Source organism: Kitasatospora sp. NPDC058243 (genome assembly GCF_042882025.1).
Taxonomy (GTDB): Bacteria; Actinomycetota; Actinomycetes; order Streptomycetales; family Streptomycetaceae; genus Kitasatospora.
The window spans coordinates 31,439-45,554 of record NZ_JBHVWW010000056.1 but is presented as its reverse complement, the minus strand read 5'-3'; the positions used below and the strand labels follow the sequence as shown (position 1 = coordinate 45,554).

Below are 14,116 nucleotides of genomic sequence, written 5' to 3'. Positions count from 1 at the left end.
GGGGGGGGGGGGGGGGGGGGGCGGGGGTGGTGGCCGGGGGGTGTTGGGGGGACCGGGTCGGGGGAGGAAAACCCCCCACCACCCCCCCGTCCGCGGACCAGCACCCACCCGCGCCACCTCGGGAATCAACCATGCCGACACCACCACGACAGCCGACCACCGCCAACGCCACGACCACCGCCATGACCACCGCCACCGGACCGGCGCTGGGCCTGTGGGCGCTGTACGACCTCCACCTGCGCCACTACCTGGACTACGCCGCCCTGCTGCTCCCCGCGGCCGACGCCCCGCTGGCCGTCCAGGGCGCCTTCGACGACCTCAGCGGCCACTGGCTCGACGCCCTGGCCACCGCCAGCCCGGCCGCCTGCGCCTGGCAGGCGGTCCGCCGACGCGTCTGCGCCCTGGCCGGCCCGCGCCCGCTCGGCCCGGTCGCCCACCTCACCGCCCCCCAGCAGGACGTCCTGCTGCTGCACCTGGTCCTCGCCCTGCCCGCCGCCGAGGTCGCCGCGCTGACCGGCACCGAACCGGGCGCCGTCCACGTGCAGTTGCGCTCGCTGGCGGCCGTCCGCCGGTAGCGGCCGCCGCCCCGGCCCGCTCCCGCCGTTCCACCGGCCGGGTTGCCCCCGGCCGGTCCGGCGGCTCACCGCACGGGGCTCGCGACCGGGTCGGGGTCGGGGGCGCTGGGGGAGGGGGCGGCGGCGCGGGCGCAGGCGCGGACCTCGGCGACGGCCGGGCAGGTGGCGTAGACGCGGGTGAGGTGGGCCAGGTGGTCGGCCTCGGACTCCAGGTCCGGCCCCAGGGCGTGCGGCGGTTCGGCCGCCGGGGCGGTGCGCGGGGTGTCGGGGTTGGGCCGGGCGCCGGCGGCCGCGCGTTCCAGTGCGGCGGCCAGTGCGGCGGCCTCGGCGGTGGCGTCGGCCCGGGCGGCGGGCGGGGGGAAGCGCGAGGTGGCGGCGGCGAGCCACCGCGGGGTGCGCGGGTCGAGGTGCTGGCGCAGGATCAGCCGGGCGTCGTGGATCTCGATGATCCGCCGGTACAGGGCGAACTGAGGGTCGCGCGGCGGCAGCAGCGGCAGCCGGCTGGCCGGGGCGAGCGCGATCTCCGGCAGCACGGTGTGCAGGTCCCGCCAGAGCGGGGCCAGCGCCCGGTAGCGGCGGTGGGCGCGCAGCCAGCCGCGGACGGCGGCGTGCGCGGCCGGCCACACCGTGGTGCCCAGGCCGGTCGCCAGCAGTGCCACGCACAGCAGGCCCAGGACGCCGCACAGGGCGTCCTCGGCGCCGGCCTGGGTGCCGGTGGCCGCCGCCTGGACGACGTCGTCGACGCCCCAGGCGTTCCACAGCAGGCCCGCGACCAGGCTCAGGGTGAGCAGCCGCAGCCCGCTGCGCTGCCGCCCGGGCGCGGCGGCGCGGGCGAGCCGGGCGAGCTGGCGCAGCAGGGCGGTGAGGCAGTAGGCGAGGTAGAGCACGCCGGCGGCGGTGTACCCGGCCAGCGCCAGGCGGGCGCCGGTGGAGGGCGCGGCGGTGAGGTCGGAGGCATCCAGGCCCGGCGCGGCGGCGACGAACAGGACCGCCCGCACCCCCAGGACACCGGCCAGCAGGGCCAGCTGGCGCCGCACCGCGCGGCGAGCGGGCTCGGGCGTGCGTAGGACACCGGCCAGCAGCCGGATCGCGCAGGCCGCGCCGATGCGCAGCGTGTCGCCGAGCAGGACGGGCAGGGCGGGCGCGATCCCGAGCCGGTGCAGCCGGTCGGCGGCCTGGACGGTGGGCGGGGCGAGCAGCAGCAGGGCGGCGGCGAGCAGCGCGGTGGCGTAGCAGCTGTAGCGGGCGATGGCGCGCGGGTTGGTCCGGCGGCCGCGGGCGAAGTGCCAGGCGCTCAGGGCGAAGAACAGCGCGACGCCGTAGAGGACGAGGCCGCTCACGGACGCCCCGCCGCCCGGTCGCCGGCCGCCCGACCGCCCGCCGCCCGACCGTCGGCCGCCCGGTCGCCGGCGGGTCCGGGCCCGGGCTCGCCGGTGAGCAGGACGTCCAGGACGTCCAGCGAGTCCGGGTGCGGGGCGGGGCCGGGCGGGTGCGCGGCGTCGGCCTTGGCGGCCCGGCTGAGGATGAGGGAGGCCAGCAGCTCGGCCTCGCGCTCCTGGGGCTCGTCGTAGCCGGTGCGCCCGAGCACCCGCCGGACCAGGTCGGGGGACAGGTGCGGCAGGAGGTCCGCGGCCGGGCCGAGCGGCGCGGAGCCGGCGTGGTCCAGGAGCAGGTGGGCGATCTCGTGGACCAGGATGTGCCGGCGGTGCAGCGCGCTGGTGTCGGCGGTGTACAGGATGTAGTCCGCTTCCCGGGTGGACACCAGCAGTCCGCAGGGCGCGTTGGGCCGGGCGGCCACCGGCAGCAGGTCGATCGGCCGCCCCCGCCGGCGGGCGATCTGCTCCAGTAGCACGGTGGTGTCGAACGGGCTTGGCAGTTCCAGCTGTTCGGCCATCCGCCGGCAGCGGCGCAGCGCCGATCGGTAGCACCTGTCGTCCCGCACGCTGTGTTCCCCTTCTCGATCAGCGGCCCCGTTCCCCCCGATCTCCCGACCGCCGTGGTTCCGCCTCCGTGCCTGGCCCCCGTCTTCCTGGCCCCGGACCCCGTCAGCCCCGCCCGCGGCCCGCGCCCCCGTCCGCCCCGCCCGCGCCTGTGCCCCCGCCCGCGCCGCCGGCGTCAGGGCGCCGGGTGCCGGCGGGCCGCGTCCCGGCGGGCGATGACGTCGATCAGCTCGCTGACCGTGTCCAGGCCCTCGGAGGAGAGGCCGACCGCGCGCAGCGCCAGGCTGCGCACGCCCGCGTCGCGCAGCGCGCCGAGCAGGGCGAGCTCCTTGGCGATCTCCGCGCCCTGCCGCTCGTCGAAGAAGTACGCGGGCGGGACCTGGAAGAACTGGGCGAGCGCCTCCAGGTGGCGCTTGGTCGGGTTGTCCCGGCGCCCGGTGCGCAGCTGCCACAGGTAGGTGGTGGAGAACGACTCCCCGGTCGCCTCGCGGCAGGCCCGGGCGACCTCTTCGTTGGTGTACTGCTCGCGGTCGGGCCTGCGGACGGTGTGGAACAGCGCCTCGATCCTGGCCGCGAGCCCGGACAGTTCCACCGGTCCGTCCTCCCGGTTCGATTCCGCCATGGCCCGCCCTCCTCACCGGGGCCCCGCGCGTCTCCTCCTGGCGGGCGGGCAGGGCCGGCCAGGTCACGATAACCCAACGGCATCAGCTGGCGTGGATCACAAGATACCGCCAATCAACGTCAGTTGACCCCTCCACCGGGGGCTGACATCCTGGACCGCAGGCCGTCCGGTCGAACTGACTGGCCATCAAGTCCGTTCGTGTTAAAGACATTTGACGTTTCCCCCGGATCATCCGAATGATCTCGGCAGGCCGGTAGTGTGACCGACTCCCCTGGGACCACCAGGCATCGACACCCGAGACGGGACCGGCCGGACCGGCCGGCCCCACCGACGGCACGACATGGGAAGGGAGCGCCCGTGAACACGGCGCCGCGACACCAGACGGTGCGGCTGGGCTTCCTGTGGCGAGCCGCCGGCGCCCCCGTCGGCTGCGTGCTCGCCCTGGCGATGGGCGTCGTGCTCGCCGACACCGGGGCCGCCGGCCGGATGGGCGCCGTCCCCGCGCTGCTGCTGTCGAGCGCGGCCGTCCTGGGCGTGGCCCTGCCCGTCCCGTACGGCTTCTGGCTGCGCGCCGACGACCACGGCCTCACCCTCGTCCGGGCGTTCGTCCCGCGCCGCTACCGGTGGCGCGACATCCAGGGCCTCACGATGGACGCCGGGCAGGACGCCGACTCCGGCGCCCACCGGCTCGTCCTGCTGCTGCGCCTGACCCCGGCACCCCGCCGGACCGCCCGCACCGCCCGCATCGCCCGCGGCGCCCGCCTGTACGGGCCGGTCCTCGGCATCCTGGGCACCACCCGCGACGGGCTGCCGCGCGGCACCGAACACCGCCGCCTCGCCGAACTGTTCGACCTGCTCCGGCGCCACGGCGTCCCCTTCGACGACCGCCGCTACGCCGACCTCGTCCTCACCGCGCACGGCTACCCGGCGCTCGCCCACACCGCCCCCGGCGAGCGCGTCCCCGGCGAGCCCCTCCCCGCCCGGCCCGCCGCCCGCCCCGACGCCGCCTGAACCGGGCCCGAACCGCCCGAGCCGGGTCTGTGCCGCCCGCCCCGGCCGGCCCGGCCCTTTGAGCCGCCCACCGCTGAGCCGCCCACCGCCCCGCAGCCGTTGACCCCGACGGAAGCGCGCCCGCCCGGACGGCGCGCCAGGACGTCAGGAGTGCGGCGATGCTCAGGTTCCACGGCGCATGGCGGATCACCGTGGTCGGCAAGAACGCCAGCTTCGACCAGCGCGCGGTGGTGCGCGGCCCCTACGGCACCCGGATCCTGCCCGGCCGGGTCGGCGCCACCCTGGAAGTCGACGAGGACAGCTGGACGCTGACCCTGGAACACCACCTGTGGGGCCGCAGCTGGCAGCCGAACCTGCGCGTCACCCCCGGACCCGTCACCGAACGCGACGGCGTCCGCAGCCGCCTGCTGACCAGCAACGACTGCCACTGGCCCGACAAGCCCCTGGACTACGTCAACTTCGTCGTCCGCCTCGACCAGAGCCTCGCCCCGGCCCCCGCCCTCGCCCCCGTCCGGGCCGTGCGCGCCGCCGACTCCCTGCAGCCCTCCGCGCCCCGGGCCATCCGCACCTCCTCCTCCGACGACGTCGGCGACTTCGGCGCGCCCGCCACCCGGCCCGCCCCCGCCTCCCGGCCCGCGCCCGCCTCCCGGCCCGCAGCCAGCCCCGCGCCCAGGCCGGCGCAGGCCCCGGGCACCAACGCCCGGCCCGCCGCGACCCCCTGGTAGCCCGCCGCCGTGCCCGGGGGACAGCCCCCGGGCCCGGCGGCCCGCTGCCCGGATGTCCCGGACGGGCGCCGCAGGGTTGGCTGGACGCATCCGAACCAACCGATCCGAAAGGCCGTCACCCGTGCTCCTGCGCAAGACCGTCCGCCGCCGCGCCGCCCGCGCCACCGCCGTCGCCGCCCTCGCCGCCGCCCTGGGCGCCACCGCCATGACCGGAAGCGCCCAGGCGATCGTCAACGGCCACGACTCCACCGAGCGCTACCCGTTCATGGCCACGATCCCGATGAGCGCCAAGCAGATAGCCGACGGCACCTGCGGCGCCACACTGATCGACCCCCAGTGGGTCCTCACCGCCGCCCACTGCGTCCAGGGCTACCCGGGCAGCGAGCTGACGCTCGACGGCACCGTGCGCATCGGCAGCGCGCACCGCAAGAGCGGCGGCACAGTCCGGGCCATCACCCGCACCGTCGTCCACCCCGGCTTCAGCTTCGGCGACGGCCAGACCCGCCCCAACTACGACGACCTCGCCCTGGTGCGCCTGGACCGCCCCGTCGCCCAGCGGCCCATCCCCGTCGCCCAGCGACCCGGCCCGCCCGGCACCCCGACCCGGCTGCTCGGCTTCGGCACCGTCCTCGACACCCCCAAGTACGAGGACATGGTCTTCCCGGACCGCCTCCAGGAACTCGACACCCGCCGCGCCGCCGCGGCCGACTGCGCCCCCGGCTTCGCCGGCCCCACCCGCCTGTGCACGACCAGCCCCACCCCGAAGGCCATGGCCTGCTTCGGCGACTCCGGCGGCCCGCAGATCCAGCGCGGCCGCGGCGGCCGCTGGGAGCTCATCGGCACCACCTCCGGCCCCGGCGCCCCGGGCGTGCCCTGCTCCGAAGGTCCGGGCCTGTACACCGACGTGCGCGCCTACGCCGACTGGATCCGGGCCACCATCGCCGCCGGCTGACCCGGCTGACCCGGCTGACCGGCCTTGGCCTGACTGACTGACCGGCCTGGCTGACCGGCGTATCCGGCCGACCGCCCGACCCCGGCGGCCGGATGCGCCGACCGACCCGACGGTAAAGTCCCAGGTGAGCACCGTCGCGCCCGAGGAGACCCCGCCATGCCGACCGACCCCGCCACCGGAGCCGCCACCGACCGCCCGCCGATCGCGCGGTACGGCCTGGGCACCGCAGCCGTCGGCCGGCCCGGCTACATCACCCTCGGCCGCGACGGCGACCTGCCCGCCGAACGCACCGTCGAGGCACTGCGCGACCGCACCCACGCCCTGCTCGACGCCGCCTACGCCGCCGGCGTGCGCTACCTCGACACCGCCCGCTCCTACGGCCGCGCCGAGGAGTTCGTCGCCCAGTGGCTCGCCGAACACCCCCAGGCCGCCGCCGAGGTGACGGTCGGCAGCAAGTGGGGCTACACCTACACGGCCGGCTGGCAGACCACCGGCGTGGCCGCGCACGAGGTCAAGGAGCACTCCACGGCGGTGTTCGACCGCCAGATCCACGAGACCCGCTCCCTGCTGGGCCCGCACCTGGACGTCTACCTGGTCCACTCCGTCACCCCCGACAGCCCCGCCCTGACCGACACCGCCCTGCACGCCCGCCTGGCCGACCTGGCCGGGCAGGGCGTGCGGGTCGGCCTGTCCACCAGCGGCCCGGCCCAGGCGGACACCATCCGCGCCGCCCTGGCCGTCACCGTGGACGGCCGCCCGCTGTTCACCGCCGTCCAGGCCACCTGGAACCTGCTCGAACCCTCCGCCGCCCCCGCCCTGGCCGAAGCCCACGCCGCCGGCTGGCTGGTCGTCGTCAAGGAGGCCATGGCCAACGGCCGCCTCGCCGGGCGCAACGCCACCGGGGACGACACCGCCGCACTGCGCGCCCTCGCCGCCCGCACCGGCGCCCCCCTCGACGCCCTCGCCCTGGCCGCGGCCGCCGCCCAGCCCTGGGCCGACCTCGTCCTGTCCGGCGCGGCGACCGTCGACCAGCTCGCCTCCAACCTCACCGCCGCCACCCTGCACCCCGACCCCGACGACCTGGCCGCCCTCGCCGTCCTGGCCGAACCCGCCCCGGCGTACTGGCGCACCCGCGCCGCCCTGCCCTGGGCCTGAACCACCCCCGCCGCACCGCGGGCCCGAACCCAGCCGCCCGGCCCCCCTGCCCGAACTCCCTTGTCAGTGACCGCCCCTACGGTGGCCCCATGACCTCGGACCTGTCCCGTCTCCTGCCCGCCACCCTCCCGCCCGGCCGCCTGGTCGGCGGCGAGGACGGGCCGGAGCCGCTGCTGTGGATCAGCGACGCCCCCGCCCCCGCCGGCCTGTGGCAGCAACTCCACCGCGCCCACCCGCAGTCCGGCCTGTGGCCGCTGCTGCTCGTCCCCCTCGGCGACGGCGCCGACTACCGCCCCTGGCTGTCCGGTGAACTCTTCCCGGCCTCCGCCTCCGACCCCACCCTCTACGACCCCGACGCCCTGCTGCGCCGCTGGTGGCAGCAGCTCGGCGGCACCGACGAGGACGCGCCCGAGGGCCCGCTCGACACCGAGGACGCCGCCGAACTCCACGCCGCCCTGGCCCCCTTCGGCCCCGCCTGGCCCGGCACCGCCCCCGCCGCGGCCGTCCCCGACGGCGCCCCCGGCATCGAGGCCCGCGGCCTGGCCGACGTGCTGCTGTCCGTACGGGACGCGCGCCTGGGCCTGGTCGAGGCGGGCAGCGGCGCCGAGGCACTGGCCGCCTGCGGCTGGAGCGGCCCGCTCAACCACGAGGACGACACCGCCAAGATCGCCGCCGTGCTCGCCGACTGGGAGCGCCGCTTCGGCGCCCAGGTCGTCCAAGTCGGCTTCGACACCCTGGAGTTGAGCGTCGCCGTCCCGCCCGCCACGCTCGCCGAGGCCCTCCCGCTGGCCGCCGAGCACACCGCCTTCTGCCCCGACCTCGTCTTCCAGGGCACCGGCACCCTGACCGCCTACGCCGAAGGCCTCGTCGCCGCCCACCAGTGGTCGTTCTGGTGGGACTGACCCGGCACCCGCTCCCGCCACCGGGCCCGGATCCACCGGACCAGTACTGAAGGGGTCGGGCTATCCGTTGTGTGCTTCGAGCTCGGTCGCCGGCGCTTGTTGGGTGGCCGCCCACGACGCCAGGAGCGCCAGATTGTCAGCGGTCGGTGTGCCCGCGGGTGCGGTGTAGACGTTGAGGTGCAGGCCGGGTTCGGCGGGCAGTCCCAGGGACTCGACGTCCAAGTCGAGCCGGCCCACGATCGGATGGCGCACACGCTTGCGGCCGGACCGGTGCAGCCGCACGTCCTGAGATGCCCACCGCTGCCGAAACAGCTCACTGGACGTCGACAGTTCGCCGACCAGGGTGATCAGTTCCTCGTCGTGCGGATCGCGGCCGGCTTCCATGCGCAGCTTCGCGGCCACGCCGCCGGCAATGTGGTCGTAGTCGACAAAGAAATCTCTCGCCGCCTCGGGGTTCAGATAGACGAACCGCGCCGTGTTCGCGGGCCGTCGCGAGTCGGCCAGCACCGGCGAATACAGCGCGCGAGCGAGTCGGTTCATGGCGAGCACGTCGTAGCGGCCGTTACCGATCCAGGCCGGCGCACCGGAGATCGCGTCGAGCACCTGCTGCAGCGTCGCGCGCACCGTCACGGCAGGCCTACGTCGGCGTGGGCCGCTGGGCGCCGTGGACTGGCGCGCGAGGTGGAACAGGTGGTCGCGCTCGGCCTCGTCGAGTTGCAAGGCAGAGGCCAACGCGTCGAGCACGCCATCGGAGACACCGGCGAGCCTGCCGCGCTCCATGCGCACGTAGTAGTCGACCGATACCCCCGCCAGCAGCGCCACCTCCTCGCGGCGCAGACCCTTGACCCGACGGTTGCCGCCGTAAGCGGGCAGGCCCGCCTGCGCGGGTGCGATGCGGGCGCGACGCGAGCTGAGGAACTCCCGGATCTCGGTGCGCAGATCCATCGTGGCCATCCCCTCACCGTAAGCCGGTCCCGCAGTCTAAGGGGTGCCCGATGCGGTCGTCGCGATGCCGCCGTCCACCGGGATGACGGTGCCCGTGAGGTAGGACCCGGCCCGGCTGGCGAGAAACACGGCGACACCCGCCATGTCGTCGGCGCGGCCGATCCGGCGCAGAGGGGCCGCCGCCGCGATCGTGTCGCCGACGGCATCGAGCGTGGACGCCGTCATCTGCGACGGGAACACTCCCGGTGCCACCGCGTTCACCGTGACGTGCTGCGGGCCCAGCTCCCTGGCAAGCACCCTGGTGAGTTGATGAAGAGCCGCTTTGCTGCTGGCGTACGAGTAGTTGGGCGACTGGGCGACGTGGATGGCGGCGATACTGCCGATGTTGATGATCCGCGCGGGATCATCCGCGGTGCCCGCCCTGCGAAGTGCCGGGAGCAGCGCCTGCACCAGCCAGAACGGCGACTTGAGGTTGAGATCGATCACCGCGTCCCAGGCCTCGTCCGGAAACGTCTCCAGCGGCTCGCGCCACATCGCCCCCGCGTTGTTGACAAGGATGTCCAGGCGTTCCGAGTCGACCTGGACGAGATCGGCGAGGCGCTGACACTCGTCGTGCCTGGACAGGTCGGCGGGGATCGCTTGAACGTCGCCGAATTCGGACAGCAGCTGCTGTGCCTCCGCGCACGCGTCCGCCTTGCGCGAGCTGATGACGACACGGGCGCCCGCCTGGAGAAGGCCGCGCGCTATCATCAGCCCGATTCCCCTGGTGCCGCCGGTGACAAGGGCGTACTTCCCGCTCAGATCGAAAAGTTCCGCGTGAGCGGTGAATTGATTGTCCGCCATTGGTCTCCGTCCCTTCTGCCGTCGAAGAACGCGCTGACACGGTCGCGCATTCGGGGCAGCTGAATTGAACTGATGGGGGTGAAGCTGCAGCGTGTGTCCATGGTGACAGGCGTTTTGAACGTCCGGGAGACCCTGGTGATACAGGTACTGCGAGAGCCACCCTCGCCTGGCGCCGGTGGATGGTTCTTCCAGAAACGAAGAAGTGCCTTGCGACCTGCGATGATGGGGTCCAGGACCACATCAGGACAGGTCGGGGCGGGAGCTCATGGTGCCACTTCCTTCCGGATGCTTGAGGTCCTGGGTTGTGCGGCGCAGCCATCCGCGTAGGTGGATCAGTTGGTGCTGAATTCGCCGGCTCGGATGGCGGTCTGAAAGAGGCTCTGCCCGCGCTTTTGTGAATGATCTTCGAGGCGCTTGCTGCGGATTGAGTAGCCTCTCGCCATGACCGAGATCGAGCCGACCAATCCTCAGACCGAAGCCGACCGTGGGCGCGTGGCACTCTGGCTGGATCCTGGCGATCTGGCCTGGCTGGCTCGGCACTGCTGCTGCCCGGACGACGCGACCGAGGAGGTGAAAGACCGCTGCGGCCGTATCCGCTTCCGCGCGAGCGCCGCGCTGCACAAGAGTGGTCGAACGAGCTGACCACAGCCCTCGCGGCCCACCTGAAGATCATTCACGGAACTGCGGTCAGAACGCCACCCGGTGACAGACGCGGCCCGAAAACTCCCTGGACCGTCCGACCCGTCTCGGCCATGATCCTCACGTGGCCACCTACCTCGAGTCCGAGCGCCTGACCCTCCGCCCCTTCGCCGCCGCCGACGCGGACCTGCTGATCGAGCTGGACAGCGACCCGGCGGTGATGCGCTACCTGAACGGCGGCGCTCCAACCTCGCCAGAGGAGGTCCGCGACCTCGCCATCCCCAGCATCCTCGCCGGCTACGAGCGCTGGAATCATGACCTCGGCCTGTTCGCCGCGGACGAGAAGGACGGCGGCGCGTTCGTCGGCTGGTTCTGCCTGCGTCCGCTGCGCAGCGGCCCGCGTGAGGAGGCCGAACTCGGCTATCGCCTGCGCCAGGCGGCCTGGGGCCGGGGCTACGCCACCGAAGTCTCGCAGGCGCTGCTGGCGAAGGGGTTCGCCGAGCTCGGCATCCGCATGGTCTGGGCCGAGACGATGACCGTGAACCGCCCTTCGCGTAACGTCATGGAGAAGCTCGGGATGACGCTCGCGGAGAACATCCCCACGCCGGACTACATGATGGCGGTCGAGGGTTCCGAGCACGGGGGTGTGCGGTACGAGATCACGAAGGAGCAGTGGGAGCGGCGGCAGGCGTAGGCGGCGAGAGGCGCGGCGCCCGTGGATGTGAAGTCATCGGCCCGCGCGGCCTTGTCTCATCACGCCCTATCGGGCATATCCCCGCAGCATCTTGCCGAACTCGTCGCTGAGCTCGTCCCTGCCTGCGAGGCGCAGCAGGAGTCTGCGCTGCGGGAGCGGCGCGGCGGCGACCGCCGCCCCGGCGTCAAGGTGCATGTCGACGAGGGCTACCGGGGCCTCGCCAACCAGTTCCCACGCCAGGTCACCGCCCCACCCCGCAAGCCGAAGAAGGACGCGCCCCTCGGCGAGCAGCACGCCTGGCGGCACGAACGCCGAGCGCAGTCCTCCAACCGGATCTGCGTGGAACACGCCAACGCCGAGTACAAGCAGTGGCGCAGCGCTACACCGGCCGCCGCGAATACTTCGCCGAGACCAAAGCCGCCATAGCCGGCCTGGTCTCCGACCGGTCAGCCCGCCGGGCCACCCGCAAGACGAGCAAAGAACTCGTCCTCGCCGCCGACGCCCGCCCGACGTCCTGCTGATCGATCCCAGGCGGATTGCTCAGCCGAGCCTGCCCAGATTCTTATCGCTCCCCAAGCCGTCAGCCCCCGTTCTGCAGCTGCTGGAGCAGGTCGGCGTCGCCCTCCATCCGCAGCGAGCCGTTCGGGATGCGCATGTACATGAGCAGGGCCATCTCGCTCGCCGTGCCGTAGATGGCGGAGGTGGGCTTGCTCTCGGCGGCCTCCGCCGAGGTGAGGCGGGTGAAGCGGGAACCGGCGGCGTCCACCGTCTGGCGCCAGGAGCCGGCCTCGGCTGCGTGGTAGTCCATGGTGGCGGGCTCGTGCGGCCACGGGACGGTGACGGTGCAGACGGTGGCGAGGAACTCCTCGATGGCGTCGACCGCCTCGGTCGTCGGCAGCTCCTGCGGCGTACCGGAGGCCAGCTGGGCGTCGTAGGTGTGGATCAGCGACTCGTGGACGCGGCGGCGGGCCACGGCGGCCCCCGTGTGCAGCGAGGCCAGCGGCTCCCACCAGGCCCAGCAGGCCCGGTCCGGGCCGGCCTCGCGCAGAGCGGCAAGCAGCTGCTCCGTCGAGTCGGCCAGCCAGGCTATGAGGGCCTCTCGCTCCCTGGGCGCCGCCAGCCCGTCCTTGCTCGGCCGCTCGTCGCCCGGCGCGGTGTTCAGCACGATGTAGGCCCAGAAGCGGTCCCCCTCACTGAGGTGGTTCGCCAGGTCGTACAGCGTCCAGCCCGGGCAGGACGGGACGTCGGCGTCGAGGCTGGGGGCAGCGGCGACGGCGGCGCGGAACGCGGCGGACCGCTCGTCGATCATCTGCAGCAGGGTGGGGAAGGAGAATTGCTCAGTCACGCAGACCTTGTATCACCCGGACCGGAACTCTCGCACTCGATTTAAGGCCCCCCAAATGAGATGTCCTCTTAACTCCACTGCCAGCATGGCCAATTCACGACAACCTAATACGCGATGCCATCAGTACACCTTGGGCAGCCTGAAGTTCTAACCTGGTTCGGTGTTCGAGGGCGCCGGGCCGGGCCGGCTGGGTTGCGGAAGTGCAAGGGCTGCGGGATCCGACTGAGGTCGGAAGGTTTGGCCGGGGTGGCACTTCAGCGTGCGGTGACCCAGTACGCCGCGAGCGGGCGGTTGCCATGCGGTGCGGCGACGGCCCGCAGGACGTCGCTCTGGCTGAGGACGAGTTGCCGTACCGGTTCGGGCAGCGCGGCCAACCGTTCCCCTCCGGTGATCAGGTCGAGACAGGCGGCGATCTCCCAGTCCGCGTCCTGGAGTGCGTCGGTGTCGACCGGCCCGTCGCCGTCCGCTGTCCAGCCCGCCTCGGGCAGGAGCCGCAGCAGCGCCTCGCGGGAGAAGGACGTGCGGATGTTGCCCTCGCCGTGTGAGCCTGCAGCCTCGATCTGGCCCTGGATCAATACTGCGAGCAGGTGGGCCAGCTGGTCGCCGCAGGAGGGCGTCAGGTCCCACTCGGTGAACCACAGCCGCCGCGCCCAGGGCCGTACCCGGGCCAGCGTGTCGCGCAGCTGCCCGAGCGAGGCGAAGTACCAGGAGCAGTGGGTGAGCACGACGTGGTCGAAGGTGTCGGAGGGGAAGTCGACCGACAGGTCGCGGACATCCGTGCTGAAGCGGAAGTCGATGCGCGGCCCGACCGGGCTCGCCGCGAGCCGGGCCGCCGATTCCCCGAGCGTGACCGGCGCCCCGTAGGTCGGATCGGCGACATCGACGGCCACCACGCGTCCCTGGGGTCCGACAGCCTCCGCGAGAACGGCGGTCATATCGCCCTGCCCGCAACCCAGTTCGAGGACGGTGGATCCGGGCTCGATGTCCCAGCTCTCCACGAGTGAAGCGCGGTGGCGTGTCTGTGTCAGCTGAGCGTCCGGGCTGTGGTCGGCAGCGGCCATGGTCTTCACGAGCAACGGAATCCTGGCGTGGAGATCGAAGTGCTTCACACAATCCTCAGTGGCTATTCGGCGAACCGGTGAGGACGAGGGTACGAGACGCCCCTTGGCGGCGCCTGCGATTTCTCGCTCGAGTCCTGCTCACGACAACAGCAGATCCGATCAGACCTCAGTGAGAATCGGTCTACCTTCGGTGAGCGGGGACAGCGGCCGACGAGCGGCAACACCCACTGCAGCCTCGACGAGTTCACCGCTCCGTGCTCCTTCTTCCCATGCAGGCGAAGGACTGCCGGATCCAGAGCGAGAGTGTCAGGTGCCGCCGCCCCGAGCCGGGTCGGCGGCACCATCGAGCAGCGTCAGTTGGCGCCGAACTCGCCGGTGCGGACGGCGGTGACGAAGGACTGCCAGGCGTCGGCGGGGAAGACGAGGGCCGGGCCGTGAGGGTCCTTGGAGTCGCGCACGGGCATGACGCTCGGGAAGCCGGGCGCGACCTCGACGCACTGACCCCCATCGGAGCTGTGGGAGGACTTGACCCAGTGGGCAGAGGACAGGTCGGGGCGGGAGCTCATGGTGCCAGTTCCTTCCGGATGCTTGGGGTCCTGGGTTGTGGGGGGGAACCCGCCCCGACGGGTGCCCCCCCCCAGCCGACCCACTGGTTTTTGACCCCCCCCCCCCTCCGGCGGTTGTGAACACCCCCCCACCCACCTGTG

General features: G+C 73.5%; 18 protein-coding genes. 9 read left to right on the top strand and 9 right to left on the bottom strand.

Annotated elements, in window-relative coordinates:
• The first annotated feature begins 131 nt into the window (after nt 1-131).
• Nucleotides 132-575 (top strand): hypothetical protein, encoded by a 444-nt coding sequence (locus ACFVX9_RS29210; protein ID WP_380344182.1) that lies wholly within the window; start codon nt 132-134, stop codon nt 573-575.
• Between the two features lie 65 nt (nt 576-640).
• Here the strand turns inward: ACFVX9_RS29210 and ACFVX9_RS29205 are convergent, their stop codons facing one another.
• The 3 genes from ACFVX9_RS29205 to ACFVX9_RS29195 all read right to left on the bottom strand — a co-directional run bounded on the left by ACFVX9_RS29205 (nt 641) and on the right by ACFVX9_RS29195 (nt 3,137).
• Nucleotides 641-1,915 carry an MAB_1171c family putative transporter gene (locus ACFVX9_RS29205; protein WP_380375510.1) on the bottom strand — a complete coding sequence of 425 codons (1,275 nt, stop codon included), beginning with the start codon at nt 1,913-1,915 and terminating at the stop codon, nt 641-643.
• Entirely contained in the window at nt 1,912-2,517 is a 606-nt protein-coding gene (locus tag ACFVX9_RS29200) for a ParH-like protein (RefSeq protein WP_380427319.1), read from the bottom strand. The genes ACFVX9_RS29205 and ACFVX9_RS29200 overlap by 4 nt, the downstream gene beginning before the upstream one ends.
• A 173-nt stretch (nt 2,518-2,690) precedes the next feature.
• Nucleotides 2,691-3,137, bottom strand: coding sequence for a helix-turn-helix domain-containing protein (locus ACFVX9_RS29195; protein ID WP_063352883.1), 447 nt, complete (start codon nt 3,135-3,137; stop codon nt 2,691-2,693).
• A 357-nt stretch (nt 3,138-3,494) separates the two neighbouring features.
• Between ACFVX9_RS29195 and ACFVX9_RS29190 the strand changes: the two genes are divergently transcribed.
• The 5 genes from ACFVX9_RS29190 to ACFVX9_RS29170 all read left to right on the top strand — a co-directional run bounded on the left by ACFVX9_RS29190 (nt 3,495) and on the right by ACFVX9_RS29170 (nt 7,882).
• Nucleotides 3,495-4,148, top strand: coding sequence for a PH domain-containing protein (locus tag ACFVX9_RS29190; RefSeq protein ID WP_387984365.1), 654 nt, complete (start codon nt 3,495-3,497; stop codon nt 4,146-4,148).
• A 158-nt stretch (nt 4,149-4,306) separates the two neighbouring features.
• Nucleotides 4,307-4,873 carry a hypothetical protein gene (locus tag ACFVX9_RS29185; protein ID WP_387984363.1) on the top strand — a complete coding sequence of 189 codons (567 nt, stop codon included), beginning with the start codon at nt 4,307-4,309 and terminating at the stop codon, nt 4,871-4,873.
• Nucleotides 4,874-4,925: 52 nt separating this feature from the next.
• Nucleotides 4,926-5,825 (top strand): S1 family peptidase, encoded by a 900-nt coding sequence (locus tag ACFVX9_RS29180; protein ID WP_380344193.1) that lies wholly within the window; start codon nt 4,926-4,928, stop codon nt 5,823-5,825.
• Nucleotides 5,826-5,981: 156 nt separating this feature from the next.
• Entirely contained in the window at nt 5,982-6,980 is a 999-nt protein-coding gene (locus ACFVX9_RS29175) for an aldo/keto reductase (RefSeq protein WP_380375517.1), read from the top strand.
• Nucleotides 6,981-7,069: 89 nt separating this feature from the next.
• Entirely contained in the window at nt 7,070-7,882 is an 813-nt protein-coding gene (locus tag ACFVX9_RS29170; RefSeq protein ID WP_387984361.1) for a DUF4253 domain-containing protein, read from the top strand.
• A gap of 60 nt (nt 7,883-7,942) precedes the next feature.
• Here ACFVX9_RS29170 and ACFVX9_RS29165 read toward each other — a convergent pair whose 3' ends face one another.
• Entirely contained in the window at nt 7,943-8,836 is an 894-nt protein-coding gene (locus tag ACFVX9_RS29165; protein WP_387984360.1) for a helix-turn-helix transcriptional regulator, read from the bottom strand.
• A gap of 27 nt (nt 8,837-8,863) precedes the next feature.
• Nucleotides 8,864-9,670, bottom strand: coding sequence for an SDR family oxidoreductase (locus ACFVX9_RS29160; protein WP_387984358.1), 807 nt, complete (start codon nt 9,668-9,670; stop codon nt 8,864-8,866).
• 441 nt (nt 9,671-10,111) lie between these two features.
• On the opposite strand from ACFVX9_RS29160, the gene ACFVX9_RS29155 reads away from it, so the two are divergent.
• Both ACFVX9_RS29155 and ACFVX9_RS29150 read left to right on the top strand, forming a co-directional pair.
• Nucleotides 10,112-10,312 carry a hypothetical protein gene (locus ACFVX9_RS29155; protein ID WP_380375525.1) on the top strand — a complete coding sequence of 67 codons (201 nt, stop codon included), beginning with the start codon at nt 10,112-10,114 and terminating at the stop codon, nt 10,310-10,312.
• A 121-nt stretch (nt 10,313-10,433) separates the two neighbouring features.
• A complete protein-coding gene (locus ACFVX9_RS29150; protein ID WP_387984356.1) occupies nt 10,434-11,003 on the top strand; it encodes a GNAT family N-acetyltransferase in 570 nt (189 codons plus the stop codon).
• Between the two features lie 66 nt (nt 11,004-11,069).
• On the opposite strand, the gene ACFVX9_RS29145 is transcribed toward ACFVX9_RS29150, so the two are convergent.
• Nucleotides 11,070-11,198: a hypothetical protein gene (locus tag ACFVX9_RS29145; RefSeq protein ID WP_380344211.1), complete on the bottom strand. Its 129-nt coding sequence runs from the start codon at nt 11,196-11,198 to the stop codon at nt 11,070-11,072.
• Between the two features lie 173 nt (nt 11,199-11,371).
• Between ACFVX9_RS29145 and ACFVX9_RS29140 the strand changes: the two genes are divergently transcribed.
• Complete coding sequence (locus tag ACFVX9_RS29140) at nt 11,372-11,524, top strand: hypothetical protein (RefSeq protein WP_380493480.1); 153 nt, start codon at nt 11,372-11,374, stop codon at nt 11,522-11,524.
• 59 nt (nt 11,525-11,583) lie between these two features.
• Here ACFVX9_RS29140 and ACFVX9_RS29135 read toward each other — a convergent pair whose 3' ends face one another.
• From ACFVX9_RS29135 to ACFVX9_RS29125, 3 genes are all read right to left on the bottom strand, one after another.
• The gene (locus tag ACFVX9_RS29135; protein WP_387984355.1) at nt 11,584-12,348 is read right to left on the bottom strand and encodes a maleylpyruvate isomerase family mycothiol-dependent enzyme; all 765 of its coding nucleotides are present in this window, start codon (nt 12,346-12,348) and stop codon (nt 11,584-11,586) included.
• Between the two features lie 254 nt (nt 12,349-12,602).
• The gene (locus ACFVX9_RS29130; RefSeq protein WP_387984388.1) at nt 12,603-13,409 is read right to left on the bottom strand and encodes a class I SAM-dependent methyltransferase; all 807 of its coding nucleotides are present in this window, start codon (nt 13,407-13,409) and stop codon (nt 12,603-12,605) included.
• A gap of 353 nt (nt 13,410-13,762) precedes the next feature.
• Nucleotides 13,763-13,975, bottom strand: a complete 213-nt coding sequence (locus ACFVX9_RS29125; protein ID WP_387984353.1) for a DUF397 domain-containing protein — start codon at nt 13,973-13,975, stop codon at nt 13,763-13,765.
• Nucleotides 13,976-14,116: the final 141 nt, after the last annotated feature.

Bases quoted from the DNA above. Each gene is read 5' to 3' on its own strand.
- ACFVX9_RS29195 (WP_063352883.1), bottom strand. From the start codon at position 3,137: ATGGCGGAATCGAACCGGGAGGACGGACCGGTGGAACTGTCCGGGCTC.
- ACFVX9_RS29160 (WP_387984358.1), bottom strand. From the start codon at position 9,670: ATGGCGGACAATCAATTCACCGCTCACGCGGAACTTTTCGATCTGAGC.
- ACFVX9_RS29145 (WP_380344211.1), bottom strand. From the start codon at position 11,198: ATGCACCTTGACGCCGGGGCGGCGGTCGCCGCCGCGCCGCTCCCGCAG.
- ACFVX9_RS29125 (WP_387984353.1), bottom strand. From the start codon at position 13,975: ATGAGCTCCCGCCCCGACCTGTCCTCTGCCCACTGGGTCAAGTCCTCC.
- ACFVX9_RS29185 (WP_387984363.1), top strand. From the start codon at position 4,307: ATGCTCAGGTTCCACGGCGCATGGCGGATCACCGTGGTCGGCAAGAAC.
- ACFVX9_RS29155 (WP_380375525.1), top strand. From the start codon at position 10,112: ATGACCGAGATCGAGCCGACCAATCCTCAGACCGAAGCCGACCGTGGG.
- ACFVX9_RS29180 (WP_380344193.1), top strand. From the start codon at position 4,926: ATGTCCCGGACGGGCGCCGCAGGGTTGGCTGGACGCATCCGAACCAAC.
- ACFVX9_RS29130 (WP_387984388.1), bottom strand. From the start codon at position 13,409: ATGGCCGCTGCCGACCACAGCCCGGACGCTCAGCTGACACAGACACGC.
- ACFVX9_RS29170 (WP_387984361.1), top strand. From the start codon at position 7,070: ATGACCTCGGACCTGTCCCGTCTCCTGCCCGCCACCCTCCCGCCCGGC.
- ACFVX9_RS29175 (WP_380375517.1), top strand. From the start codon at position 5,982: ATGCCGACCGACCCCGCCACCGGAGCCGCCACCGACCGCCCGCCGATC.
- ACFVX9_RS29165 (WP_387984360.1), bottom strand. From the start codon at position 8,836: ATGGCCACGATGGATCTGCGCACCGAGATCCGGGAGTTCCTCAGCTCG.
- ACFVX9_RS29210 (WP_380344182.1), top strand. From the start codon at position 132: ATGCCGACACCACCACGACAGCCGACCACCGCCAACGCCACGACCACC.